Raw genomic sequence first — 24672 nt, 5'->3', positions numbered from 1 at the left:
TCGCGCGAATGGTCCACTCACTCGCCGTTAGAAGCCGACCTTCACGCCGACCTTGAAGGTCCGGCCCTTGGCGGTGCCGATGAATGGGTCGTAGCCATATTCGAGGCGCGCTTCCGGCGGATTGGTGTCGAACAGGTTCTCAACTCCGGCCTGCAACTCGGCCTCGACACCGCCAAGCGCGAGGTCGATCGACGCGAAGAAATCATGCGAGAAAAATGAGCCTATCTCGCGCCCGAAGTTGGTCCCCCCGAATTCGGGCGTCTCCGCGCAGAACTCGAGCCCTTCGCAGCGGTTGTCGGTTACGCCGCCGATATAGGTGCTCGACCAGGTCGCACTTACCGGATCCACTTGCAGATTGAGGTAGCCGCTCGCCCGCCATTTAGACACGGTGCCCGGCGCACGGTCGTAGTTCGAAAAGCCGGCCGCATCGTAGCCTTCGCTGAACAGCAGTCCGTTGAACTCGAAATCGCTGAACTCGTATTCCAGCGTGTAGGTCGCATTGGCTCCGAAATTCACCCTGACCGTTCCCAATTCCGTGCGGTAGTTGGCACTGAAATCGAGTCCACGCGTGGTAACGTCGGGGCCGTTGACGGTCTGCGTCTTCAGGCGGCTGATATCGTTGCCAATCGTGGTGCCTTGCGTGCAGACTCCGCCCGCGAAGACCACGTAGGCAACGAAAGGACTGGAGCAATCGACGGGCTGCGTCCCGTCCTGTCCGCCAGGCGCGACATTGGCCGCGATCGCTTGGATCGGGAGATTGGTGAAGCGCCCTTCGAACTCGTAAGTCCAGTAGTCGACGCTGAAGCTGAACCCGCCGACGTCGAGGATCGCTCCGATATTGTAGGTCAGCGCGGTTTCCGGCGCGAGAGCAGGATTGCCGACGGTGTCGGTCGCCTTGAAGTTTCCGCCCAGCACGTTGATCCCGGCCACGGCGCGAACCCCAGCGGTCCCGAGATCGGCGGGCAGCGGCCCGCGGAACGTGTCGCCCACTGACCCGCGCAGAGCAAGGAAATCGGTCACCTGCCAGCGCGCCGAGAGTTTGGGATTGATGGTCGATCCCACCTCGCCGCCATAATCCTCGTACCGGACGGCGCCAGTCAGTTCGAAACCGTCGACCACCTCCATCTGCGCTTCGGCGAAGACCGCGTACACGTCCTGCGACAGGCGCGCGCGCGGGTATTGGCCAAGGAAGGTAAAGGCGCCCACCGGGAAATTGGTGTCGTTCGGATCGTCGAGGCACGATGTGTCCCCGTCGATCGCGCACGGATAGGCACTCGGGTCGCTGAAACGATTGAGCGGATCGGTTGCGAAGTCGGTCCTGCGGAACTGGCCACCGAAGGCATAGCCCAGCGTCTTTCCGAACAGCGTGGCGTCTCCGCTGAATACGGCATCGAAAATAAATTGCTCTTCGGTGGCCCGCGTGCCGCTGCGCTCGGTAAGGTAATCGATCACCTCGAGCGAGTTCTCGTTGCCGGGAATGTGGGCCGGATTCTCCAAGCCCAGCGCTGGATTGCCGGGCGCGGAGTTTATGAAGGGGTTAAAATACAGACAGCCGTTCGCGCCCGGGGTCGCGCCCGTACAGTTCTCTCCGCCGAAGCCATTCAGCGCACGTTGCAGCCGGTCGCTCACGATGTCGTTGGAGAACGCAAGACGCGAACTGCGGATATAGGTCCCGTAGGTCTGCAGCGTCAGTTTATCGCTCAGGTCGAAATCGAACCCTGCCGAGACCCTCCAGGCATCGTTGACCGCCTGCCCATAGCCGGATCCGCCCGAGTTCATGGGATTACCGCCCAGCGCGAAAGGCCGGAACAGCACGATCGATGACAATATCGGCGTGAACAGTCGCGGTGGGGTGCCCGGTGCGAAGCTTTGCTCAAGATAGGCGGCATAGCCGGGGTTGCTGGCAGGCACGGTGAACGCGCTCACGCTGCCCGGACCGTTCGGCCCCTGGGTAATTGGGTTGCTGGGAGAATAGCCCAGATCCTTCAGCTCGGTATGCGAATAGAGCGCCTCCGCAGTGAAGCTGACGCTGCCGGAAAGATCGGCGGTAAACTGGCCGTAGACCTGGTAGCGGTCTTCTTTCTCGACCAGGTTCACGAACGGGATGTAGCTGTATCGGCACACGGGCAGCGGGGTCGCACCGGCGCGCGGGTATTGGCCGTCGATACCGCCCAGAGCCTCGCACGCACCGACCTGGCTTCCATCGACCCCCAGCCCAAGCGTGGTGACACCGACCCCGGGTATGAGGCCGACCGGCGCATAGAGGCCCGGACTGCTCAGGAAGGAATAGCCGGTGGGATTTTTCGCGTAGGGCACCTGTGTGAATTCGCGCGCGGTCGTGGGCAATTCGGACCGGTGCTGCCAGCCAGCGCCAATCATCAGATTGGCGGTGCCAAGATCGAATCCGGCCAGCGCGCTGACCCGATAATTGTCGTCCGACCCGTTTACGAACTCATAATCCCCCGCGATCTCGATCCCGTCGAAGTCCCGGCGGGTGACGAAGTTCGCGACACCGGCGATCGCATCGGAGCCGTAGGTGGAAGCCGCGCCGTCCTTCAGCACCTCGATCCGGTCGAGCGCGAACAGCGGGATCAGGTTGGTGTCCGCCGCGCCATCGCCCGGCTCGGTTGCAAAGCGGCGACCATTGAACAGAACCAGCGTGCGCTCTCGCCCGAGGCTGCGCAGGTTGATCGAGCCGACACCCAGGCTGCCGCCCGCGCCGTACTGGTTGGAATCGCCAAGCACGGGACCGACCGAAGGGAGGCTCTTGATAAACTCCAGCGGGCTGTCGATGCCGCGCGCCTCGAGCTCTTCCTGCCCGAATACGTCGACCGGCTGCGCGCCATCTTCGCGCTGGCCGCGAATGTAGGATCCTGTGACGATGATCGTCCGCTCTGGGTCCGATTCAATCTGGTCGGCCAGTTCCGGTTGGTTCTGCTCGTCAGCAACCGGAGCGGTCTGCGCCATCGCCGCAGGAGCACACGCGAAGGCGCACGCCGCCCCCGCCATGAAGTGCGGTTTACCAATCATCTCTCTCTCCCAACATCGCCGTTTTTTCCGGCTTCTTATTCGGTTCGACTAATCGTCTCGCGTCGTGGCATCCTCCTTCGGGCCGTCCCGCAGGGCATCTGCCGGGGCCATCTGCGGGCCAGTCATTTCAATCAGCGCGACCTCGCCGCCCGGGCGATAGGCTTGCCATGCGAAGCCGTCGGCGCATTCGAAGGAGCGTGCATCGGGCGCCATCTTGACGAAGGCGAGCCAGCACCTGTTGACCTGGCCGGCCAGCGCGCGATCAGCCACGTCGGCGCGCTCGCCGCCCCAGCTCGACCGGTCGATCGAATCGAAAGTGAACATCAGTTCGGCCGAGTGGATCGGCCCGTCGGTCCACTTTTGGGCGCGGAAGGCCGGAGTATGATCGAAGCGATAGAGGAAGGCCGGCGCGCCCGTCGTCCCCGCCATAGCTGCCAGCATGCGGGCAGCGGCGAAGCCCTTCTCTCCCGCATTCGCGCCCACCAATATGGGAACGTCACTTGCCGCTCCCGCCCGCAGCGCTGCAATCGTCGATGTCGGTTTGAACCCGTCATCCGGCGTGAAGAAGAACCCGGCACGCAGCGGCTCGGAGGCCGCGAAAGTCTGCGCGGAAATGCTGCGCAGATCGTGCGCCGTGGCATCCGGCCCGATGCCGATGGTCTCCAAAGCCTCGGCCGCCATGCGCTGCGCGACGGCTTTCGGTCGATCCGGAAGCAGCAGCGCGCCCGATTGCACGATCGCCTTGTCGAACAGGCCCTTGGCAGAGGGCAGCGACAGAAGATTGACGACAATCCCTCCACCGGCCGACTGGCCCGCAACGGTGATCTGCTCGGAGTTGCCTCCGAACGCCGCGATATTGTCCCTGACCCATTCGAGCACCGCCACCGCATCCTGCAAAGCGTAATTGCCCTGCGGCTCGTCGGGATGCAGTGCTTCGAGTGCGGGGTGAACGAAGTTCGCCAGTGCGCCGAGCCGATAGTTGACGCTTACCGTGATGACGCCCTGTTTCGCATTGGCCGTGCCGTCGTAGGAGCCAAGGCTGCCAGCGCCGAGAAAGAACGCACCGCCATGGAACCAGACCAGAACGGGCGCATCGCGCGCATCTTCGGGCGCGGTGATGGTGAGATAGAGGCAGTCTTCGGACTGGGCGCCATTGACGCCGCCGAAATTCGCGATCGTCGTGTCGGTATCGACCGGCTGCACGCAAGGCGGCTCATGCGCGGTCGCCGCGCGGACGCCTTGCCAAGGCTCGACTGGCTGGGGAGGACGCCATCGATTTTCGCCGGTCGGGGGAGCTGCATAAGGTACGCCTCGAAAAAACAGTACGCCGTTTTCGCGCGATCCCAGGAGGGTTCCTGCTTCGAGATCGACGGTGACTGCATCGATCGGGTCGGGCATTTGAGCATTGAGAGCTTGCGGCGCAAACAAGGTGGTGAGGACCACCAGAGCCGCTACAAACCGCGCCATTCTCCTCTCCTCATTCTTCCTGGCAAGGGGCATAGCGCACCATTTACAATCTAACAACAAGCATATTTGAATATAGGGTACGATCTGGAACCCGCTTTATCCGCAGCTGCGCGGACGCAACCCGGTGGACAGGAGCGGAGAGATCGGAATAGCGTCGCGCGATGGAACTGACGCGCACCGAACTGTTCGAGAGCATATGGTCAGAGCCGATGGGGGCGGTTGCCGCGCGCTACGGCCTTTCCGGCAACGGGCTGGCGAAGATCTGCGACCGCCTCGACATCCCGCGCCCGCCGCGATCGCACTGGACCCGCAACGCATCCACCCGCGAACCGCGCCCGGAACTGCCACCGGCACCGATAGGATTGAGCGAAACCTTCGCCCTAGGTGCGCGGCATGTCCGCAAGTCGCCCGGCACCCGCACCCGCATGTCGGCAGAAGAGCGGCAGGATCACCTGATGGACATGGCGAGTCGAATTGCGCTGAGCGACGGGCTTTCGGCGGTCACCATACGCGAAGTAGCACGCATAGCCGGGATCAGCGAAACCCAGGTCCACAATTGCTTCGGCGGACGAACCGAATTGCTGCTGGCCATGGCGCGGCGGGAAATCGCAACACAGGAATCGCTGCGGCGCAAGCGCATAGCGCGTGGCACCAACCATAGGACGCGCGTGATGCTTTCCACCATCGGCTACCTCCACGAAGCCGCCAGGCGCGGGCCGATGCTGCAAATGCTGCTCCGCACGCCCGAGGTTCGCGATGCCTTAAAGCCCGAACGGATCACACAAAGCGACAAGGCGCGGGCACCGATCCTCGACGAGCTCGTCGGCCATGGCAAGATGGACTTGCAGAACGCACGCGCATCGACCGCCGCGCTGACGGCGGTAAGTCTGAAGGCGGGCGGCATCGTCGCAAGCAAACGCGCGCCTTTCGCCATGGTCGAGGAAATCTGCCTGAATATAATCATGGCCGGCGTTGTCAGCGACGAAAGCCTCGCCGCGGGCGCAGACTAGTTTGGAAGGCTAACTGGTTGGGCCGACTGCAAATCCGTCGACCGCTGCCAAGACGAGGCGGTCACAGGTCGCATGCGCGGTTGCGCGATCGATCTCTCCAGCCCGCACCAACCGTGCGAGCGCTTCTGGTATCCCCGAGGTGAGTTCGAGCAGCACGAAGGCTTCGCGCGGAGCGAGGCGAAGCGCCTGTCGCGTCAGCGCTGCGACTTGCCGAAGCAGGAGGCGAAATCGCCGCTGGCTGTCGGGCCCTAGCGGGCTGTCCTGGTGTCGCTCGCGCAGGATAAGTTGCAGGATCGGACCGCTCTCGATCAAATAATCGAGATAGCTGGAATAGGCCGCGCCTGCGCGTTCCCGATAGGACGCGTCGCTAGCGTCGAGTGCTGGCAGGACACGCGAGCCAAGCCGTTCGAGATGCATGAGGAACAGGGCATCGATGATCTTCGGAACGCCATCGAAGTAAACATAGAGCAGGCTGCGACTGACACCGACCCGGTCGGCGAGCTCGCCGAGTGACAGATTGAGCGTCCGGCGCTCGCGGATCAGCGTCTCTGCAGCATCGAGCAATTGCTGCTTGCGATCGCCCTCTGTCGACTTGTCTTCCATCGGCCCGCTGTGCCGCTGGCCCGGAAAATGCGCAAGGTCGCCGGGGCGCCAGCCCACCACTCATCTCTATTGGATTTTCTGTCAGGTAACGCCCCGCCTCCAAGCGATCCGTGCACAAGGTACCACGGGCTAAAAAAAAGGGGAGCACCTCGTGGATGCTTCCCCGGTCTTCGCGATGCGTGCTTGCTATGCGGCCGCTTCGGCCAGCGCCTCGCTTTTGCGGAACATCATGTGGTCGTAGTTCGTGCGGTAGAACATGTCCTTGACGTCCTCGTCGAACCCTTCGAGCGAAGTCTCGAACTTGCCGTAGGGGTCCTTCGTACCCTCGGGGTGCGGATAGTCGCTGGAGAACAGGTACAGCTCGGGCGCGGAATCGCGGATCATGTGGCCCACGTCCTCATTCGGGAATGGCGTGAAGCGGACTGCGCGCTTGATGTACTCGGAAGGCATCAGGTCCATGTCCTTCAGGTACTGGTCGGTCCTGTTGAACGAGTACCAGCCGTGGTCGAGCATCCGCAAGAACTCGGGCACCCAGCCCGCCCCGCTTTCGATCACGCCGCCGCGCAGATCGGGGAAGCGCTGGAACACGCCATCATAGACCATCGCGGTGAGGAATTCCTGCGGCGCGTACCACAGGCACATGAAGTCCGGGAAACGCAGGTTCTCGCCCCCGCCGTGGAGATCGGCGGCACGCTCGCGTCCGTTATTGCGGAACTTGCTTGGCTGGGTTTTCGTGCCCGGCCCGATATGGAGCATGAAGGGGATCCGGCTGTCCTGCAGGAACTGCCAGAACGGATCGAAGTCCGGGTGACCGGGGCTCTTGTCTCCGGCAGGTCCGGCGCTGAACATCACCGCCTTCGCCCCCGCCTCGACCGCGCGCTTCGCTTCGGCGAGGCCGCGCTCGGGATCGTCGAGCGGGGTGAAGGCCACGCAGTCCATGCGCGCGTCGGCATCGCAGAAAGCCTGCTGCGCCTTGTTGAGCGCGGTCGCCGCAGCGTAGCGCTGGTCGTCCTCCTCGGCCCGGGTGATCGCGGCGAGACCGAAGGTCGGGAAAACGAGCTGGCGCGAGAATCCGAGCCAGTCGAGCGCCTCGACGCGCTCTTCCTTGTCGAAGCCGCCATAGCCGAGCCAGCCCTTGGCACCTTCGATCGGGTTTTCCCGCGCCTTGGCGCGCGCCTCGGGGTCCTTTTTGCGCGCCTTGGCGGCATCGATCATCTTCACGATCTTCTCGCCGCCTTCACGCTTCGAATACACCTCTGAATAGGTCTGTTTGTACTCGTCTTCCACATAGGGGGCGAGCCAGTCCTGCGTTTCCATCGTGTGCGAATCGGCGTCATTGACGACCCGGCCATTGGTATATGTCATCGTTTTCTCCTGCCTTGTCTGACAGACACTCTCACACTAGTTGTTATCATGTCAACGATCACATGGCACGCACTCTTCAAATCACAGTTTGCCTATTTTTAGCGGCGTGGCTTGCTATTTATAGGATCGCTGAATATCCGGTACGGCTCATCCGGGAGGGGCAGCATCGTCGATCTGGTCAAAATACTCGCGCTCGAGACAGCCGGCGACGCGACGTTCGAAGGCCGGTCCGGTCCGTCCATGGGCCCACGCCTTTTCGGCGGCCACGCGATCGCACAGGCGCTGCTTGCCGCTTCGGCGATGGAGAATGGCGACCGCCTTCCCCATTCGCTGCATGCCCATTTCCTGAAGGCCGGATCGAGTGCGCATCCGGTCCGCTACAGCGTGACTCCGCTCTCCGCCGGACGAAGCTTCGCGGTGCGCCGGGTCGACGGGCATCAGGACGATCGGCTGATCTTCACCATGACGGTGTCGTTTCATCTCGAGGAGCCTGGGTTCGAGCATACGAGCTCCCCACCCTTCTCGCTCGATATCGATGCCGCGCTCACACGGCTGGAGCACTGGCGCGCGAGCGATACCAAGGCAGCCAGCCTGCCGATCGTCGAGCGATTGCAGAAGCGCCCTATCGAGATCGTCCCGATCGATCCCAGTGGCCTGTTCGGTTCGCAGGGACGCGAGCCGAAAACCGCCGTGTGGATGCGGATGCGCGAGGCCACCGAAGCCAACCTGCTGATCCAGCGAGCGCTGCTCTCCTACGCGTCAGACATGATGTTCCTTCGCAATGCGCTGCTGCCCCACGGCATCCGGCCCGGCAGCGACACGATCCAGGCCGCCTCGCTCGACCATGCCGTGTGGTTTCACGAGACGCCCGACTTTGACCAGTGGCACCTCTTCGCGACCGAAAGCCCGTGGGCGGGGCATGCCCGCGGGCTCAACCGCGGCCACTTCTACGATCTCGACGGCCGCATGATCGCCACCGTCTCGCAGGAGAGCCTGATGCGACCGAAAAATCATGACCGGGAGGAGCACAAGTGAGCACGACCGAGCCAGCGCTCTTCACCTTCGTCAAACTGACCGTCGCGGATATCGATGCGGCAACCACCTTCTTCGAACAGGGATTCGGCCTGAAGCACGCCGATACGGTCGACACGCCGACCTTCCGCGAACACGTGATGACGGGCGCGAAGGGGGCGACGACGATCGTGCTGTTTCACTGGAAGGATGGCCGCGCGATCGAGACCGGCAACGGCTACGGACCAGTCGGCATGGTGTCGCGCGACCTCGAGGCAGACCTGGCACGGGCCCTCGCTGCTGGCGCGAAGCAGAAGGGCGAAACCGTAAGCTTCGGCCCTGCACGGATCGCTTTCGTTCGCACGCCCGAAGGGCACGAGATCGAGATCATGCAGATGGCAGGCTCCGCCAGCCGCGATCCGTCATAACCCCGGCTGACATCCAGTCCGATTTCACGAGCGCGTGCCCCTTAGCGGGAACCTCTCAGGCACGTACGCGCAACATCGTTCGCCAGTGCTGCGAGAGCGTCCTAGAGCGTTTCGAGAAAAGCGACGATCGCCGCGCGTTCTTCCCGCGAAAGATCCCGTCGCTTCAGCAGCGGATCAGGCTGCGGAGGTGGGGCGTCGGTCGTTTGGCTTTGCCCGGTTCGGTCCTTGCCCCCACCTCCTGCGTACAGGTTCACGACGCCGCGCAGGTGAGGCATGATGCCATTGTGCATATAGGGTCCGGTCCGCCCGACCCCGCGCAGCGAAGGCGTTCGGAACCGGCCGACATCGATCGGGTCGCCAGTGACCGCATAGCGGCCAACGTCTTCCAGCTTGCGACCATAAAAACTGAGGCCCAGATTGTGATAGCGCTGGTCGCTCAACAGTGCGCCGCTGTGGCAATTGGCGCAGCCTGCCGTGGTGCGGAAGACATGCAATCCGAGCAATTGCTGGTCGTCCAACACCTTCGTCCCCTGGGTAAAGACCCGGTCCCATCGCGTGAGAGGCAAGCGGATCGATCGCTCGAATCCGGCGATTGCCGCCGTGATTTCTGCCATGGTGACATTGTCGGAGCCATAGGCGCTTGCGAATGCCGCGCGGTAGTTCTGGTCGGCATTGACGCGTCGCTCGACGATCTCTGCTTCTCCCGCCATTTCGACCGGATCGGCGATCGGCAGGTGCGCCTGGTCCTCCAGCGATGGGCTGCGCCCGTCCCAGAACATCTCGTGCATGTAGGCGGCGGTGAAGAGCGATGGCGCATTGCGTTTCCCCTTCTGCCGATCATGGCCGAACGACACCGGCAGGCCATCGCCCCAACCAAGCCGCCTGTTGTGACAGCTTTCGCATGCGATCTGTCCCGAGCCGGAAAGGATCGGGTCCTTGAACAATCGCTCTCCCAGCGCCGCTCGCTCCGCAGCGATGCCTTCGGGCCGTTCGACGCGCGGCAGTGGCGCGAACTCGGCAAATTCCGCACCCGGTTCGAGCATCGGCGCAGGCCAGTACTCCGGCGGTCCGGCATAAGCCGTCCGTAGCCATTCGGTCGTGACTTCACCGGACTCGCCGCTTGCCGCAGCGACGACGAACAGGGCCGACGCCATGACGAGAATGCACCGCGCAACTTTCATCGGCCCGGCTCAATAACGGAATTTCAGACCGAACCAGAACGAACGGCCATATTGATAGGGCTGCGATATCTGGACCGAATTCCTGGCCGGGATCGTGTCGAGCAGATTGCTGGCGCGTATATCGGCCGTCAGCGTTCCGAACGAACTGCGCAAGACGTCGATCTGCGCATTGAGGTCCACATTGATCCGTTCGGGATAGAGCACGATGTCGTAGACGTCGTAGCGCCTGCCATCGACGGTCTCATTCACGCCGGTATCCTCGATCTGCTCGAACCCGTCGCGATAACGCAGGTTTACATTGGTCGTCAGCCGATCATCGAACCACAGCGCCGTCCAGCTCGCATTGATGAAGAACGGCGAAGCATATTCGAGCCGCTGGTTCTCATTCAGCAAGGCGACGAGATCGACCACCTCTCCGCCGTAGAAAACGAACTCGCCCTCTTCCTCGACGTCGAAACTGGTTTCCAGATAATTTTCGGTGTTGCTGCTGGTCTTGCTCAGATTGGTGTTGAGCGCGATGGTGTGTTTGCCGAAAGTGCGCATCCATTCGAGCGAAACCCCACGATATTCGCTGCGCCCGTCATTGGTCATGACGTAGAAACGCCGCGTGGCGGTGGCGCCGGTTTCGAGGACGTAATCCTCCACGCGCCGCAGGGACTTGGCAAATTCATCGCGACCGTCGCGATATATGCCCTTTGCTCTCAATTTTCCGCCGAGAAGCGGAGCGGTTACGGCTGCGGTCAGCTCGTCCGAATAGGGGGTGTCGAGATCGCTGTCGGAATATCCGGTCGAAACGCTGGTACGGTAGAGGTTCCAATCGTCCACGACATAATCGCCTCCGACATAGGTGCCGGTGCGGCGGTAGATGAAATTGTCGGGATATTGCTCGCGGATCGCGTAGGTCAGCATCGACCGACCGTAATACCGGTTCGCACCGCCCGTAATTTCCCAGCCGGGAGCGATGTTCCAGGTGGCTGCCAGCCGTGGGGCGACATTGTGATTGCCGAGGAAACTCTCGTAATCATACCGCACACCAGCGCGCAGATCGACGTCACCTAGGCTCATATCGTATTCGGCCCACAAACCGACACTGTCGATGCCGATATCGGCGGTGTAGGCGCGATACTCGCTGTATTGCCCCAGTGCATATTCACCCGTGACACAGGTTAGGCTATCGGGCTCTGAGCACACGATGGCCGAGGGCGGAACGGGGTTCTCGTCCGCATCCTCGACGAGCGCGCGCGAGAAGGCGAAGGCTGTTTCCGGCCGTTCGCGCAAGACATCGATGCGCTGCAAATCCAACCCGCCGCGCAATTCGCCGGGGCCGACATCGGTGCCAATCTTCGCGGTCAGTCCGTAGGTATCCTGCGTCTGGTCGAGATCGCCGAACCCGCCTTGCGTACAATTCGTGTTGCTGCACACGTTGCCGTTGGCGCTGAAGGAAGGGATGGAGTAGTTGGCCGGCGGTGCGGTGCGGCTGGTGTCGTTGTGGGCGAAGCTCGCCTTTATATCCCAGCGGACATCGCCCGTGGCAGTCAGGCGCAGATTGCTGGCGAGGCCACCTCCTTTCGATGTGATCAGATTGTCGATCCCGTTCTGGTTCGCCGCCTCGCTTTCATAGGGCGAGTAGCTGACCTGCCCCGACAGAACCAAATCGGGGGCGAGATCGTAGTTCCCACTCACCAGGAAACTGTCGCTTACGCTGCTGCGGAAACCCGGTTCGAAATCGTAACCGGCAGAGCGGAAATACAGCACATCGGCGCGCGAGCGATTGGCCGCCACCAACAGCCCGCCGCGGTCGCCGATCGGTGCATCGAGGCTCACACCGAACCGCCATTTGCGAAATTCGGGCGCGTCGGGAAGTGGATCGCCGCTCGCTTCGTATGCGGCACGCGTGCCGTCCGAAACGATGTAATTGACCAGCGCATCCGAGCTGTAATTCACATTGGCGCTGGCACCGAATGTGCGACGCGCCTCGCGGGTCTGGATATCCAGCGCGCCACCGGTGAAGCGGCCATATTCGGCCGATACGCTCGAATCGCGCAGTGTGATTGCACCGATCAGCTCGGAATCGAGCCACAGGGTCTGCGCGGAGGCGCCCGCCACTTCGTTGAAGTTGAACGGGTTGTCGTTCGATATATCGAGGCGGGAATTGGCATCGACACCGTCGATCGTGACCAGATTGTCGTAGATACGACCGCCCGAAATCGAGATATCCGCAGGCCGCAGATCCTGGATCGCCTCGCGATCGGCAATGCCTTCGTTTCGATCGAACTGGACCGACGGCAGGATCTTGAGAAGCTGGTTCACATCGCCCGAACCGGGCGTCCGGGCCTCGATCTCCTTGCGGGTGATGGTCGAGACACCGCTGTCGTTGCCGGTGCCGATTTCATACGCGTCATCGACCCGCTCGCCTTCCGCCACGGCTTCGGGCAGCGCTTCTGCCTCTTCCGCATCTTGGGCAGCTTGCGCCAGCGCCGGTGTCGACGAAGCCAGCACCAAAGCAATAGCGCCGAGCGATGTGGCGGAACATTTCATTTCAAGACCCCTGTTGAGCGTGCGTTCGGCGGGCAGCTAGCCGCTCGAAAACCTTATTGCAACTGCCTCGCAATATCTATTTGAGGTTCAAAGGTTCTTTTTTCTGCCCCCGACACGCGCCTCTGGTGCCGCCGAAGGTGATCCTGCCGCAGCAGCCCGTGGATCAATTATGCGGGCGATATGTCAGGGGGATTCGGAACGCCCGTGTGCGTCCCTCCGGCGGGCGGGGAAACGGCTGCGCGGCCACAAGTTGGCGGAGCGCAATGCGATCAAGCACCGGTTCGCCGGACGACACCGCGACGCGCCTGGAGCGTAACCGCCCTCGCCGGTCGATCGAAAACGCGAGCACGACGGTACCGCGCACCGAACGCCGCTTCAGCGCCCGATCATACGCTTGATTTCGCCTGATCTGGCGATAGACGTCTCTGCCGTATTGGTCTCGCACCGCGTCATCACCTGCCTCGCTCGGCGATGACTCCACCGATCGATTTGCGCCTGTCGCATTGCCTGCCGATTCCCGGGCCTCGGCAGAAAGCGTGCTCGCCGAGTCACCGAGACCCTGGTTAGCGAGTTCACCGCCGGCTGGGACAAGCCTACCCACCGTGACCAAGTGGAGTTCACTCACGGGCTCGACGAGTGTGGTTTCGTCGCTCGAAGCGAGGCCCGTTATTTCCGGTGGTGCTACGACTGGCTTGATCGCGGTTTTTGCCGATGCTTGCTCATCGGGCCGCGGCTTCGCTTTCTGGTCGACTTCGGGCGCAATCGAGAAGCTGACGATCCTGGCCTGGTCGCTCGCCGATGCACCGGATGACTCTTGCACGCTGAGCAACGTAAGCAGGAGCACCATTGGAAACGCCAAGGCCAAAGCGAAGGACGAGCCCCTCTCAACGGGGGACAATGACGATGCCGCACCATACATAGGAGCGCCCATCTAGCAGCGCCTTGATGCGATTGCGAATCGTTTTCAGTAGGCGCTGGCCGACTGCCTGCCGGTTTGGTGGCAGCTTTCCTGCCGATGGCCACGGCGCACCGCTCATGTCCGATCAGTCGAGCAGCATCTCGCGCAGGAAGGCGATCTGTGCCCCTGTGGATATGCGGCTGTTCTCGCTCTTGTCGAAGCCGTGCCCCTCGTCGGTGGCGAGCACATAAGACACACGCACGCCATTGGCCCGGATCGCCGCGATCATGTCCTCGGACTGCTGCTGCGGGACGCGCGGATCGTTGCCGCCCTGGATGAACAGGACGGGCACCGAGATCCGGTCAGCATTCTGCATCGGCGAGACTTTCTGGAAGAACGCCGCGACCTCGGGATCGCGCTCGTCGCCATATTCGCGGCGCCGGTTGTCGACCCGGTAAGGCTCGGTATTCGCCATGAAGGATGCGAAATCGGAGACGCCGAAGCGCGAAATCCCGCCCCTCAGCCGATCCGAATATTCGACCAGCGAGGCAAGCGAAACGAATCCACCGTAAGAGCCGCCCGCAACGACTACGCGTGACGCATCGAGATCGGGCTGCTCCTCGATCCAGTCGAGCAACGCGCCGATATCGCGGATCGCATCCGCCCGGCGGGTCGTTTCATCAAGTTGCTCGAAGGTCTTGCCGTAGCCATCGGATCCGCGAATGTTCGGCCGCAGCACGGCGATGCCCATCTCGGTCACGATATAGTGATAGAAGCGGCTGAAGCTGGGGCGCGACTGCGATTCCGGGCCGCCATGCGCGAAGATCACCACCGGAGCGGGGTTCTCGGCCGAGGCTGTCGAGGGACGATAGGCGAGCAGCGGGATGCGACGTGGCGCGTCGCCGTCCATATCGAAGGTCTTGTAGGTGGTCAGGTCCGGCACTAGCGACGTCATCTTCTGGTTCGGCTTGAAACCGCCCGTCCACGGCTCGAACGCTCCGGTGCGATAGTCGTAGAGGCCCGAACGCCACGGCACTTCCGGCTGCGACACACGCATCGCCAGCATCTCGCCATCGGGCGAAAAACGCATGCCGCTGACTACGCCGGGCGAGCGCTCGGCCGGACCGGCCACCAGCGCCAGCCCGTTCATGTCGATCACGACGATCATCGACAGACCGTCACGGTTGTACGAGACCGCCATCCGGCTGCGATCGGGAGAAACGGCAATGTTGTCGATGTCGTAGCCAACGCCGCTCAGCACCGGGATCAGATCACCGGTTTCACGATCGTACCGCATGAGCTCGATGAATTCGGAATAGGTGTTGCTCGTAAAAAAGACGTAGCGGCCGTCCGCCGAATAGGCAGAGTCTTTGACGTCTTCATCGGCACGCAGAAGAACCCTCTCTTCGCCGGTTTCCAGGTCGATCTCGGAGAGCTTGAAGCCATCCTCGGCCGGGCCCTCGGCTAGCAGGAAACGGCCATCGGGGCTGAAATCGTCGGGGTAGAAGGGTGCGTTGCCACGGTTGAGCACTTGCGGCGCTTCATCGGCGCAGCTTGATTGCACTATCAATTGCCACGCGCCGGTGCCCGCCTCGGCGCTGGCGTAAGCGATTTGGTCGCGCGTGTCGGATACGATGACCGAGACATTTCGCGACCGACCCGGTGACACCTTGTCCGCATCGAAGGAGCGACCATCGGTCAGGTAGACGGCGCTGTATTCATCGCCATCGCGATCGGAGGTGAAGACATAACCATCGCGCCCGCAGACCGAGACCGGCTTGGCGCTGGACAGGCTGAGTCCGGGCAGGTCGAGCAGTTTGACGTATTCGCCGTTGACGCTCGACCGGCGATAAAGGTCGCCGCGATACGAAAACAGCATGGCCTCACCGTCATGCGTCCAGCCGCGCACTGAATAGCTGTTCTGGGTGCGCATGTGACCGGCGACCTCGCGCCCGTCATACAGCACCGATTGAGGCACGTTTTCGAGATAGAGATGATCGCCGAACTGGCGTCGTTCCTGCGCGCCTGCAGGTGCGGCCAAGAGGAACAGGCTGGCGATGGACAGGCTGGCGAGGGACTGGGGCAATGGCAACCGCACGGCGGGCGCACCTCCATGGCAAGTCGGGATTGTGGGGCCAATGGCCGGAAAGGAAGAGAGCCGGACAACTGCTTGCCCGGCTCTCTCATCGTTCGATCGTCAGAAAACGATACGGGCGCCCAGGTAGAATTCGCGTCCGTCGAGATCGTTCAGCGACGTGGTGATGTTGCGGCTACCACCGTTGTCGAGGCCGCTGGGAAGGAACGGCCCCAGATCGTCGAACAAGTTGCTTACCCCGGCATAGAGACGAACCGTCGGACGTCGGCGCAGCGTGTAGCTTGCATAGATGTTGTGATAGGCCTGCGAACCGATGCTGAAGTAAGCGGGTTCGTCCGGGCCCACATCCCTGTCGTCCACACCGCCGCTCTTGAACAGCGTCGTCCACGTGAAACGGAAGCCCTCGTGGCCCCAGCCGATCTTGGCGCGGAATTCATCCTGCGGATTGCCGATGAGGCCGAGAGTGTCCTCGGTCTGCAGACCGTCGATTGCCTGGAACGTGTACGAATCTTCAAGGTAATGGCTGTAGATCACGTTGAGATCGAAATCGCCCGGAATACCGCCGATTTCCCAGTCATACGCCAGCGTGGCGTCGATACCTGAGGTCTTGTACTGATCGAGGTTCTCGGCCTGGTTGATGACCTCGCGGACTGCGCCGGTCGCCGGGTTCCGGGTGATCGTATCGCAGAACCGGTTGTTCGGAAAATTCTCCGCCGTGTAGCACAGCTCGGTCGCAAGCTGGGTCGAAACCGATCCGATCGCGTCCTTCACCCTGATGTCGTAATAATCGACGATCAGCGCCAGCCCGGGGATGAAACGCGGCGTCAGGATTACACCTGCGGTGAAAGTGTCCGCCGTCTCTTCCTGAAGGTTCGTATTGCCCGCGTTCGGCCCATAGACGCTACCGCCGGTATCGAACGGCTGACCCGCATTGTCAGGGTCGGCAAAATAGGCCTGAACGCCGGGCTCCGCCAGACAGTTTGCTGCGATGGTAGTCGCACTCGCATCGCTTCCGGGAGGCGGCGTGATACCCGTACCATCGGACAGCAGGCCGTTGCACGGATCTTCGAGCGAGTCATAGTCACCGCGCGGCGGGGAGAAGAACTCGGTCAGGGTCGGTGCACGCTGAGAGCGCGAATACTGCGCCCGGAAGCGGATGTCCGGGCTCGGGAAGAAGCTGCCGCCGGCATTGTAGCTGTAGACCGTGCCAACCGTCGAATAGTCGGCGATCCGGCCAGCAAGCTGGAGCGACAGCGATTCGAAGATCGGTATGTCCAGCTCGGCAAATGCCTCGACCACGTCGAAGCTCGCTTCGATATCGGGCACGCCCGTGGAGGTCGTCTGGAGGATCTTGTCTCCGCCCTGCCCCCAGGTGCGCTGGTATTCGTGGCGATATTCCACGCCGGCAGCGGCCTTGAGTGGCCCGGCCGGAAGCTCGAACAGCGTGCCGTTTGCACTGGCGAGGCCCGTCGTCTGCTCGCGCTTCTGTCGCAGATTCGCATCGTAGCGAATGTAGTTGGCCATCGCGTCGGTGATCGAACCTTCGCCGAAGATATTGATCGGCACACAGCCCTCGGCGCGCGCAGCCTCGCTGGCACAGACCACCTTACCGCCGATCGTCGTCACCTCGAGTGCATTCGCAAGGCGCTGCAAATCGATTTCGTTCTTGTCCCGCTGATGCTGGTTGTAGGTGCCGAAGGTGCCCCCGACATTCCACTGCCAGTCGCCCCAGGCATCGCCCGAAAGTGCGAAATTGGTCCGCACCGTTTCCCGGTCGTTGTCCTTGATATCCCAGCCGAGTTCAATGAACCGGCGGTACCAGCTCACTGAACCGGATCGGGTCTCTTCGACTTCGGGCGGAATGAACGGGTGGTTCGAAGCAATTTGCGGTAGCTCGGCTTCGATAAGATTGTTGTTGGCATCATACTGTGCATTCCCGTTCGCATCGAGCACGGCATAGGTGTCACCGTAGATCGCCGATTCCGACGAGCTGCGCGCAACGGTGTTGATGAAGGTATACATCACCCCCGCATCGAACGTGATTCCGGGTGTCAAATCGTAACGCAGCTGAAGCGCGGACGACAGCATTTCATATTCGGGCGAAAGCGTCTGTCCGGGACGATAATTATAACCATCGACGTTGCTTTCGAACGACTCCGACGATGTGCGTCCGTCGTCCGGCAGCAGCGATTTGTCGTTGTACCAGACACCGCCGATATTCCATGCGTCGTCGGACTCGAAGCGCCCGCCCGGCAGATACGAACTCAGGCTCGGCGTAAGGCAATAGGAGTCCGGGTCCTCGCAGCCTGGGATTAGCGTTTCATCGTTGAAGCCGCCGATGTCGCTGGGCTTGCCCCAGGAAACGGCACGGATCGAATCCGGACGGGTGGCATCGGCGTAAATCGGGTCCTCATGCTCATAGCTGAAGCCGACCATGATGTTGCCGCGCCCTTCGTCGAAATTGCGGCCCCACGCCAGATCGACGAGGAATTCCTGTTCGCCCGAACGCTCCGGTTTGGCGTAGCGCAAATTGGCGTCGAACCCGTCGAAGTCGTCTTTCAGGATGATGTTGACGACACCGGCGATCGCGTCCGAGCCATAGATTGCAGACGCGCCGCCGGTGGTCACTTCGATCGATTGCACGAAGCCAGCCGGGATCGTGTTCAGGCTGACGCGTTCGCCATTGCCTGCATTGGAGATGGCGCGGCGGCCATCGATCAGCGTCAGCGTCCGGTTGCTGCCCAGACGGCGCAGATTGATCGTGCTGATGCCCGAATTCTGGACACTGGTGTTGCTGGTTTCGGGGGAAATATCGGAATCCACGCCCGGAATTTCCGCGACGATCTCTGCCAGATCGACCGTACCGCTTTCATCGATGGTAGCGCGGTCGAAAATCTGGAGAGGAATGGCTGCGGTGGCGTTCGAGCGCCGGATGCGCGAGCCGGTCACCGTGATCACATTGTCTTCCGGCTCCGCCTGCTGGTCGGCCGTGGCCGGTGCCGTGACCGGATCTTCCTCCGGACCGGCATCCTGGGCGATGGCAGCGGATGGCAGCATGGCGAGCGCCAGCGCTCCTGTGCACGACGTGATGAGCAACTTGTTCTTCATTCGACCCCCCTTGGTCTTGATCGATAATCTGGCGTTGAACGAAATATTCGAGCGCTAGACGCGCCTCTGCTTGTAATTCCGTTTCGCGCCTTAAGGCCGGGTCGGTTTGCGGGGCGCAAATTCGAAATTTGCGATGGGCGATGACAAAAATGCAAGACGCTGATAATGGGGAGGCTTATGCACCTCAGATGGCTCGAAGACCTCGTTTGTGTTGCCGATGAGGGACACTTTGCACGCGCGGCGGAGCGGCGGCACATCACCCAATCCGCCCTCAGCCGCCGCATCAAATCTCTCGAATTGTGGGCCGGAGCCGAACTGCTGGACCGTTCACGGCACCCCATTCGCCTGACCGACGCCGGGACGGAATTCGTCGCCGCTGCGCACGATATCATCTCCCAAGCTTACGACGCCCGCCTCTCGGCAGAGGCGCTCTCGCGGGAGTCGCAGGACGAAGTCACCATCGCTTCACTTCACACGCTGGCGCTGTATTTCGTGCCCTCGCTCGTTTCGAGGCTCAGTCGGAGGATCGGAGCGTTCCCAGTCTCGGTCGTCGCAGAGACCCGCACGGTGGAGGAGTATCTTTCCTCCTTGAGCGAGCAACGGACCGATTTTTTCATCAGCTATGCGCTCCCCTCGGATTCGGAAGAGATCGACACCGATGCGTTCGAGCAAAAGGTGATCGGGCGTGACCGGCTCGTCCCCTATGCCCATAGCAGCATCGAAGATCCGCAACTCGAAAGCCCGGACGGCCCTCCGATCCCCTATGTCGGCTATTCCGGCACGGCGATGATGTCGTATCTCGTGAAGGAGCTCATTCAGGATGCGCCGTTTCGCTCGCGCCTTGAAACCCGATACCGGGCCACTCTGGCCGAAAGCGTGCGGACAGCTGTCTCATTCGGCCTCGGGATCGCCTGGCTGCCTGAGTCGACTGTCATCGCTCATGGCATAAACCCAGACCTGCGCCGCATTGCCGGCCCCTGGCAGACCGAATTCGAGATCAAGCTGTTCAGGTCGCGCAACAACACCAGGCCGGTGGTGAAACGCATCTGGGACGCTGCCGACGCCGAAGAGTGAGCGACTGTTCGTTCATCGGCCGATGACCAGCATGCGCATCGCCCCGCGCAACCGTGCGTGCCCTGATCTTGAAAGCGAGAGCATTGGTACGGACAGAACAGCCCATGGCGGTGCTGTCAGTCTAATCGCAACTTGTCTCCGGTCGACGCAGCTATCCCTTACCCGACAATTTCTCAGGCCAGCAGGTTTAGCCACTCAGCCAGTGCGGTCGAGCGGCGGGTCTTGTAGGTCCGTCGGTCGATCAAATGGCGTTCTGAGTTGAAGTGATTGTGGACGTTGGAATGGACCGAAGCGAACTTTTGTAACGACTTCATTTTTCGGAACCTGAGCATCGCCCGCTCTCTTCGCCGAAACGGCAGGTGGCTGTTCTCCACTCTGTTATTGAGCCACCGCCCCATCTCCTGCTTCTCGGCATTGCCGAGCTCGCTCATTGCAGCCTTATACGAGCGTAGGCCGTCGGTCGTTATCTCAGCGGGCGAGCCGTGGCGCTTTAGCGCCTTCTTCATAAACCGAAGCGGGGCCTTCTTGTCGCGCGTTTTGGTAACGTAGCTCTCGAGGATCTCGCCCTCCTGGTCGACCGCGCGCCACAGGTAATGCATCTCACCGTTGATCTTCACATAGACCTCGTCGAGGTGCCACATCCACTGCCGAAAGCCCCTCATCCGGTTCACCCGCTGACGCCGTACATCAGCCGCAAACAGCGGACCGAACCGGTTCCACCAATGCCGCACCGTCTCATGGCAGATATCGATCCCGCGCTCGGCGAGCAGATCCTCGACATTCCGCAGGCTCAGCGGAAAGCGGACATACATCATCACGACCAGGCGGATGATCTCAGGCGAGGAGTTGAAATAGCGGAACGGACTGGCCGGCTTGCGAGGTCTGGGCATGGCCTAGCCCTAGCTGATCACGCGTGTTTCGCTAGCCGGTGCATTTGGTCTGACAGAACCTATTGGAGATCTGGGAAGTGCGTTGCAAAAGATCGCAGCCAATCCTGATAGCAAGCTCGGAAAGGCGATCAAGGCAGCTCAGGAGACTGGTAAAGCCCAGCCATTTACTGCAAATGATATCAGAAATGGGGTTACCTTCGGTGAAACTTCCTTCAGCACACAAGGAGGTGTCGGCCGGATACCGCTGGATGTGGCGGGAACGGTCGCCATCAGTGAGAATGGCCGCTGGGAGCTTTCAGGAACCGTTACCGCACGAGGCGCGGACATCCAAGATTATCCGAATGATCCATCCAGAGGTATAGTGGGTAACTCAATTAACAATGCACTTGGTGCAGCCCAAAGGGTTTTTGGTGGCAAGGATTACAGAATCGATTTTTATGGTTCGCAGACAATCAGAGCATGGGAAGTGCCATGAGACTCAAGCTGATCGCGCTAACACTTCTAATTTTTGCCGCCACGGGGTGTGGAGCGGAATCTTCGGAATGTGCGAATATCACGGTTGAGCGAGCGGAAGAAATCGCCCTTGCTAGATACGAAGAATCTAAGGCGACTAATCCATCGTTCAATAAGCCCGCAAAAATAGCGCGAATTTCTTTAAACTCAGGTTCCTTACGCGATCACGCCGATGTTTTTTTTGAGTTAAATAATAATGAATTGGTAACATTAAAAATATACGGCGACTGCTCTTCGCACTGATATTACGAATAGAAATCTAGGTCTATGGAGGTGTATTAGGTCCCGTTCTGCAGATTTATTGCACAACCGGGGCGCGCGGTGAACAACTTCGCCTATGACGGCAATGCGATGATCGCCGAATACAATGCGAGCGGCACGATGCTCGATCGCTACATCCACGGCACCAATGCCGATGCCGACGATCCGCTGGTATGGTACACCGGCAGCGGCGTGTCGGAGGTAAACCGGCGCAATCTCTATTCCGACGAGCGCGGCTCGATCGCTCTGGTGGCTGATCGCTATGGCGGCGCGGTGGCACTCAACACCTATGACGAGTTCGGGATCAACGGTTCGACCAATCAGGGCCGGTTCCATTACACCGGCCAGGCCTGGCTGGAGGAGGCGGAACTCTATTATTACAAGGCCCGCGTCTACTCGCCCAAGCTGGGCCGGTTCCTGCAGGTCGATCCGATCGGATATGAGGATCAGTGCAACCTATATGCCTATGTCGGGAATGATCCGGTAAATAGGGTGGATCCGACGGGGTTAATAACGGAAGATCCTGAAGAGGAGGGCTGGCTTGCCCGCCAAGCTAAGAAACTGCAGGATAAATTTGATGGAGCCGTTGATGGTGCGGGAGATGTTTTGGAGTCGGGAGCCAACACATTGAGTGAAGGAGCAGATGCAATGGCTGATGCGACTGTCACCCTCGTAGAGGCTGGTAAAACGGTGCTGAGGGCAGTTGACAAAGTCACGATCGATCCGACTGAATATGGAGAGACCGGACGTGAGGTCGTTAGAAGGGCTCGTGAACTAGGTCGCCGCTTCACCCGTGAACATGATGCAGAACAGCAATATCAAGAGCTTGAAGCCGAGCGGGGCAGATATCTTAGAGGAAAGAGCGGTTCGATCATAGATGACACGAGTAAGTCTCGACAACGAGCGGATACGGCTTTGCGTCGTAGCGAGTTGCCGAAAGAGGATGATGAGGACTGATGCACGCCCAATGAAGAACGAAGATGATCAATTTCTGTACAATTTATCCTTTGAAAAGGAGGATGCTGGAGACGACTTTGGCGCGCTGTCGATAAGAAAACGTTTGTATGATAAGAATAACGAAGATATTTATTTTATTGTTGCTCTTGGAAAATCGTACGAAAAATTAGGACGGTATCAAATTGCCGAAAGCTATTACAGGAAGGCTATAGAACAGTATCCAAAGTCTGAGATGGCGTCTCTTCATCTTTATAACTTACTGGTGGATGATAAAAAGATGAATTTGGCGCTTGATGAGTTAGAGCGATATATGAGTGTATCTACATCCGAAATATATTTAGAAAAACTAGCGCGCTTTAAAAATTTATGAGTGCGTAGCTCACGAGCACGATAAAATACGCAGCCTAATTTCAGGAATTACGCTGACAGGTGCGTAAACCACCAAATTAAGTTTCGGGCCCACACGCCTTCAGAGATCCGCGCCGGATCAGTCCTTCATCTATGATGAGATCGGTCGCCTCGCGACGAGCGGCTGGGGTGGCGCGCAGGCGGTGAGCTGGGGCTACACCCGTAATGCGGCGAGCCAGATCCTCACCGAGACGCAGTCGAACGACGCCTATAGCTGGACGGGCTTCGCTCCGAAGGACGAGCTCTCACGATGCCAACGGCAATCTCACCGCCGAGGGGCAACACGTCTATCTCTACGATGTCGAAAACCGCATGGTTGAGATGCGCGCGCCAGCAGGGGGAACCTGCACCTCGCTCTCTTATGCCGGCCAGCTGAAGGCACAGCTACGCTACGATCCGATGGGGCGCCTGCACGAAGTGACCAAATTCGTAAACGGGGTGAGCCAGGGGCCCAGGCGGTTCCTCTACGACGGCGATGCGCTGGTAGCCGAGTTCGACGCAGCGGGAGCCGTGATCGCGCGTCATCTTCACGGACCGGCGCAGGGGGTGGACGATCCGCTGGTGAGCTATGAAAGCCCATATGTGGGGCTGGGCTATGCACGGTACCTGTATGCCGATCCGCGAGGCTCGATCGTCTACACCGCGACACCGGGCAACAACTCGCCCCGCGTCAACAGCTACGACGAGTACGGCCAGCCCGCCGCGACCAATGTGGGCCGGTTCCAGTATACCGGTCAGGTGTGGCTCGAAGAGCTCGGCATGAGCTACTACAAGGCCCGCATCTACTCGCCTCGCCTGGGCCGGTTCCTGCAGACCGATCCCATCGGCTATGAGGATGGGACCAACCTCTACGCCTATGTCGGGAATGATCCGGTGAATGCGGTGGATCCGACGGGGAAATGCTCGGCAAGAGCTGCAGCAACGGCGGCAACTGTTGCAGTAGCCGATGGGCCTGTCCCCGTTGGGGATGCGGTTGGCGCAGTTATCATTGGGGTCGATTGCGGAGTCAAAGGATACAGAGCTGTTAAAGCACTATTGGCTTGGGCATCAGCTGTAAAGAAGTGGGATGATCCCAAGTCGAAGGGTTTGTGGGACGACTGGAAAGGAAAGGGTCGGATCGCAGGAGATTTGCCGTCCGTCGACGATATCGGGAACAGGGAACTAGATGATGCGATCGACGATCTCGAACACAGCCTTGAGGTTAGATATGAGGAGCTACGAAATGCGGATGCCAAGAAGAGAAAGAGCGGGCGAGACCCTAACGATGGAGATAGAGAACGCCATGTGATGCGAATAAAATTGGAAAAATCTCTTTTAGAAAAGCTTGAAGGCCGACGGCGCTATAGGGATGCAATGAGGCGATAAATGATGGAGTATATACAGGTCGAAAAACTTTTGGATGAGGTATTTGTAACGCAGGGGCTAACCGGACGTTCTGAACGTGGGGACCATATAAATGTATTGCATATTATCCCGACCTCAGGGACGATGACTGCACGCCAATTTACAGAGTGGGCAATGATTTCTGACGATAGCAATCCAAATAACTACAGTTCAGGGCAGCAAAAAATTGCCTCAACTATAAAATCACGTTTTTTGGAAATTTTTGGAATAGGAGCAGTAGATTGTTCTCGATTTCACGAACTTGCAAAATCGAGGGGTGGGCACCCTTAGATTTCGATCTTAGGTGAGCGGCTATGCAAAATAGTCTGTTAGATTTTGAAATATAGTTCTCGGGCATTGAAAATTCCGGGGACATGAAAATTCCGGGGACACAATACCTAATTCGCGGCGAAGGACGAACTGTACGGCGAACAATCAGAACGAATACACCG

Annotated in this window: 20 protein-coding genes; 10 read left to right on the top strand and 10 right to left on the bottom strand. The window is 60.3% G+C overall.

Features of this window, described 5'->3' with window-relative positions:
- Positions 1-27: 27 nt before the first annotated feature.
- Together GRI68_RS02035 and GRI68_RS02030 are read right to left on the bottom strand one after the other, a co-directional pair.
- Positions 28-3030, bottom strand: coding sequence for a TonB-dependent receptor domain-containing protein (locus tag GRI68_RS02035; RefSeq protein WP_234028686.1), 3003 nt, complete (start codon positions 3028-3030; stop codon positions 28-30).
- Positions 3031-3078: 48 nt separating this feature from the next.
- Positions 3079-4497 (bottom strand): carboxylesterase/lipase family protein, encoded by a 1419-nt coding sequence (locus GRI68_RS02030; RefSeq protein WP_234028685.1) that lies wholly within the window; start codon positions 4495-4497, stop codon positions 3079-3081.
- 161 nt (positions 4498-4658) lie between these two features.
- Here GRI68_RS02030 and GRI68_RS02025 point away from each other — a divergent pair, with 161 nt between their 5' ends.
- Positions 4659-5507: a TetR/AcrR family transcriptional regulator gene (locus GRI68_RS02025; protein WP_160615465.1), complete on the top strand. Its 849-nt coding sequence runs from the start codon at positions 4659-4661 to the stop codon at positions 5505-5507.
- A 9-nt stretch (positions 5508-5516) separates the two neighbouring features.
- On the opposite strand, the gene GRI68_RS02020 is transcribed toward GRI68_RS02025, so the two are convergent.
- Positions 5517-6110, bottom strand: a complete 594-nt coding sequence (locus tag GRI68_RS02020) for a TetR/AcrR family transcriptional regulator (protein WP_160615464.1) — start codon at positions 6108-6110, stop codon at positions 5517-5519.
- A gap of 186 nt (positions 6111-6296) precedes the next feature.
- Positions 6297-7475, bottom strand: a complete 1179-nt coding sequence (locus tag GRI68_RS02015; protein WP_160615463.1) for an amidohydrolase family protein — start codon at positions 7473-7475, stop codon at positions 6297-6299.
- Positions 7476-7715: 240 nt separating this feature from the next.
- Between GRI68_RS02015 and GRI68_RS02010 the strand changes: the two genes are divergently transcribed.
- Together GRI68_RS02010 and GRI68_RS02005 are read left to right on the top strand one after the other, a co-directional pair.
- Entirely contained in the window at positions 7716-8510 is a 795-nt protein-coding gene (locus tag GRI68_RS02010) for an acyl-CoA thioesterase (protein WP_160615462.1), read from the top strand.
- The gene (locus GRI68_RS02005) at positions 8507-8914 is read left to right on the top strand and encodes a VOC family protein (protein WP_160615461.1); all 408 of its coding nucleotides are present in this window, start codon (positions 8507-8509) and stop codon (positions 8912-8914) included. Before GRI68_RS02010 ends, GRI68_RS02005 begins: the two co-directional genes overlap by 4 nt.
- A gap of 101 nt (positions 8915-9015) precedes the next feature.
- Here the strand turns inward: GRI68_RS02005 and GRI68_RS02000 are convergent, their stop codons facing one another.
- From GRI68_RS02000 to GRI68_RS01980, 5 genes are all read right to left on the bottom strand, one after another.
- Complete coding sequence (locus GRI68_RS02000; protein ID WP_160615460.1) at positions 9016-10095, bottom strand: cytochrome-c peroxidase; 1080 nt, start codon at positions 10093-10095, stop codon at positions 9016-9018.
- A gap of 9 nt (positions 10096-10104) precedes the next feature.
- Complete coding sequence (locus tag GRI68_RS01995; RefSeq protein WP_160615459.1) at positions 10105-12633, bottom strand: TonB-dependent receptor plug domain-containing protein; 2529 nt, start codon at positions 12631-12633, stop codon at positions 10105-10107.
- A gap of 163 nt (positions 12634-12796) precedes the next feature.
- Entirely contained in the window at positions 12797-13480 is a 684-nt protein-coding gene (locus tag GRI68_RS01990) for an energy transducer TonB family protein (protein WP_160615458.1), read from the bottom strand.
- A 196-nt stretch (positions 13481-13676) separates the two neighbouring features.
- The gene (locus tag GRI68_RS01985) at positions 13677-15617 is read right to left on the bottom strand and encodes a S9 family peptidase (protein ID WP_160615457.1); all 1941 of its coding nucleotides are present in this window, start codon (positions 15615-15617) and stop codon (positions 13677-13679) included.
- A gap of 111 nt (positions 15618-15728) precedes the next feature.
- On the bottom strand, positions 15729-18734 hold the full coding sequence (locus tag GRI68_RS01980; RefSeq protein ID WP_160615456.1) for a TonB-dependent receptor plug domain-containing protein: 3006 nt from the start codon (positions 18732-18734) through the stop codon (positions 15729-15731).
- A gap of 165 nt (positions 18735-18899) precedes the next feature.
- Between GRI68_RS01980 and GRI68_RS01975 the strand changes: the two genes are divergently transcribed.
- Positions 18900-19808, top strand: coding sequence for a LysR family transcriptional regulator (locus GRI68_RS01975; protein WP_160615455.1), 909 nt, complete (start codon positions 18900-18902; stop codon positions 19806-19808).
- Positions 19809-19981: 173 nt separating this feature from the next.
- Here GRI68_RS01975 and GRI68_RS01970 read toward each other — a convergent pair whose 3' ends face one another.
- Positions 19982-20698, bottom strand: coding sequence for an IS6 family transposase (locus GRI68_RS01970; protein ID WP_160615454.1), 717 nt, complete (start codon positions 20696-20698; stop codon positions 19982-19984).
- A gap of 82 nt (positions 20699-20780) precedes the next feature.
- Here GRI68_RS01970 and GRI68_RS01965 point away from each other — a divergent pair, with 82 nt between their 5' ends.
- The 6 genes from GRI68_RS01965 to GRI68_RS01940 all read left to right on the top strand — a co-directional run bounded on the left by GRI68_RS01965 (position 20781) and on the right by GRI68_RS01940 (position 24511).
- Positions 20781-21173 (top strand): lipid II-degrading bacteriocin, encoded by a 393-nt coding sequence (locus GRI68_RS01965; RefSeq protein ID WP_160615453.1) that lies wholly within the window; start codon positions 20781-20783, stop codon positions 21171-21173.
- On the top strand, positions 21170-21454 hold the full coding sequence (locus GRI68_RS01960; protein ID WP_160615452.1) for a hypothetical protein: 285 nt from the start codon (positions 21170-21172) through the stop codon (positions 21452-21454). The genes GRI68_RS01965 and GRI68_RS01960 overlap by 4 nt, the downstream gene beginning before the upstream one ends.
- Before the next feature lie 78 nt (positions 21455-21532).
- Positions 21533-22429, top strand: coding sequence for an RHS repeat-associated core domain-containing protein (locus GRI68_RS01955; RefSeq protein WP_325063740.1), 897 nt, complete (start codon positions 21533-21535; stop codon positions 22427-22429).
- Positions 22430-22439: 10 nt separating this feature from the next.
- Positions 22440-22799 carry a tetratricopeptide repeat protein gene (locus tag GRI68_RS01950; protein WP_160615451.1) on the top strand — a complete coding sequence of 120 codons (360 nt, stop codon included), beginning with the start codon at positions 22440-22442 and terminating at the stop codon, positions 22797-22799.
- A gap of 350 nt (positions 22800-23149) precedes the next feature.
- Positions 23150-24202, top strand: a complete 1053-nt coding sequence (locus GRI68_RS01945) for an RHS repeat-associated core domain-containing protein (protein ID WP_199799695.1) — start codon at positions 23150-23152, stop codon at positions 24200-24202.
- Positions 24203-24511: a hypothetical protein gene (locus tag GRI68_RS01940; protein ID WP_160615450.1), complete on the top strand. Its 309-nt coding sequence runs from the start codon at positions 24203-24205 to the stop codon at positions 24509-24511.
- Positions 24512-24672: the final 161 nt, after the last annotated feature.

The organism is Alteriqipengyuania halimionae (genome assembly GCF_009827575.1).
GTDB classification, from domain to species: domain Bacteria; phylum Pseudomonadota; class Alphaproteobacteria; order Sphingomonadales; family Sphingomonadaceae; genus Alteriqipengyuania_A; species Alteriqipengyuania_A halimionae.
The sequence above is the reverse complement of the archived record's forward strand: the minus strand, read 5'-3'. Positions and strand labels throughout refer to the sequence as shown.

Coding starts and splice junctions, on each gene's coding strand:
- GRI68_RS01950 (WP_160615451.1), top strand. CDS start 22,440: ATGAAGAACGAAGATGATCAATTTCTGTACAATTTATCCTTTGAAAAG.
- GRI68_RS01940 (WP_160615450.1), top strand. CDS start 24,203: ATGATGGAGTATATACAGGTCGAAAAACTTTTGGATGAGGTATTTGTA.
- GRI68_RS02020 (WP_160615464.1), bottom strand. CDS start 6,110: ATGGAAGACAAGTCGACAGAGGGCGATCGCAAGCAGCAATTGCTCGAT.
- GRI68_RS01980 (WP_160615456.1), bottom strand. CDS start 18,734: ATGAAGAACAAGTTGCTCATCACGTCGTGCACAGGAGCGCTGGCGCTC.
- GRI68_RS02010 (WP_160615462.1), top strand. CDS start 7,716: ATGGGCCCACGCCTTTTCGGCGGCCACGCGATCGCACAGGCGCTGCTT.
- GRI68_RS01970 (WP_160615454.1), bottom strand. CDS start 20,698: ATGCCCAGACCTCGCAAGCCGGCCAGTCCGTTCCGCTATTTCAACTCC.
- GRI68_RS01960 (WP_160615452.1), top strand. CDS start 21,170: ATGAGACTCAAGCTGATCGCGCTAACACTTCTAATTTTTGCCGCCACG.
- GRI68_RS02025 (WP_160615465.1), top strand. CDS start 4,659: ATGGAACTGACGCGCACCGAACTGTTCGAGAGCATATGGTCAGAGCCG.
- GRI68_RS02000 (WP_160615460.1), bottom strand. CDS start 10,095: ATGAAAGTTGCGCGGTGCATTCTCGTCATGGCGTCGGCCCTGTTCGTC.
- GRI68_RS02030 (WP_234028685.1), bottom strand. CDS start 4,497: ATGGCGCGGTTTGTAGCGGCTCTGGTGGTCCTCACCACCTTGTTTGCG.
- GRI68_RS01975 (WP_160615455.1), top strand. CDS start 18,900: ATGGGGAGGCTTATGCACCTCAGATGGCTCGAAGACCTCGTTTGTGTT.
- GRI68_RS01995 (WP_160615459.1), bottom strand. CDS start 12,633: ATGAAATGTTCCGCCACATCGCTCGGCGCTATTGCTTTGGTGCTGGCT.
- GRI68_RS01990 (WP_160615458.1), bottom strand. CDS start 13,480: ATGGTGCTCCTGCTTACGTTGCTCAGCGTGCAAGAGTCATCCGGTGCA.
- GRI68_RS02035 (WP_234028686.1), bottom strand. CDS start 3,030: ATGATTGGTAAACCGCACTTCATGGCGGGGGCGGCGTGCGCCTTCGCG.
- GRI68_RS02015 (WP_160615463.1), bottom strand. CDS start 7,475: ATGACATATACCAATGGCCGGGTCGTCAATGACGCCGATTCGCACACG.
- GRI68_RS01945 (WP_199799695.1), top strand. CDS start 23,150: ATGGTTGAGATGCGCGCGCCAGCAGGGGGAACCTGCACCTCGCTCTCT.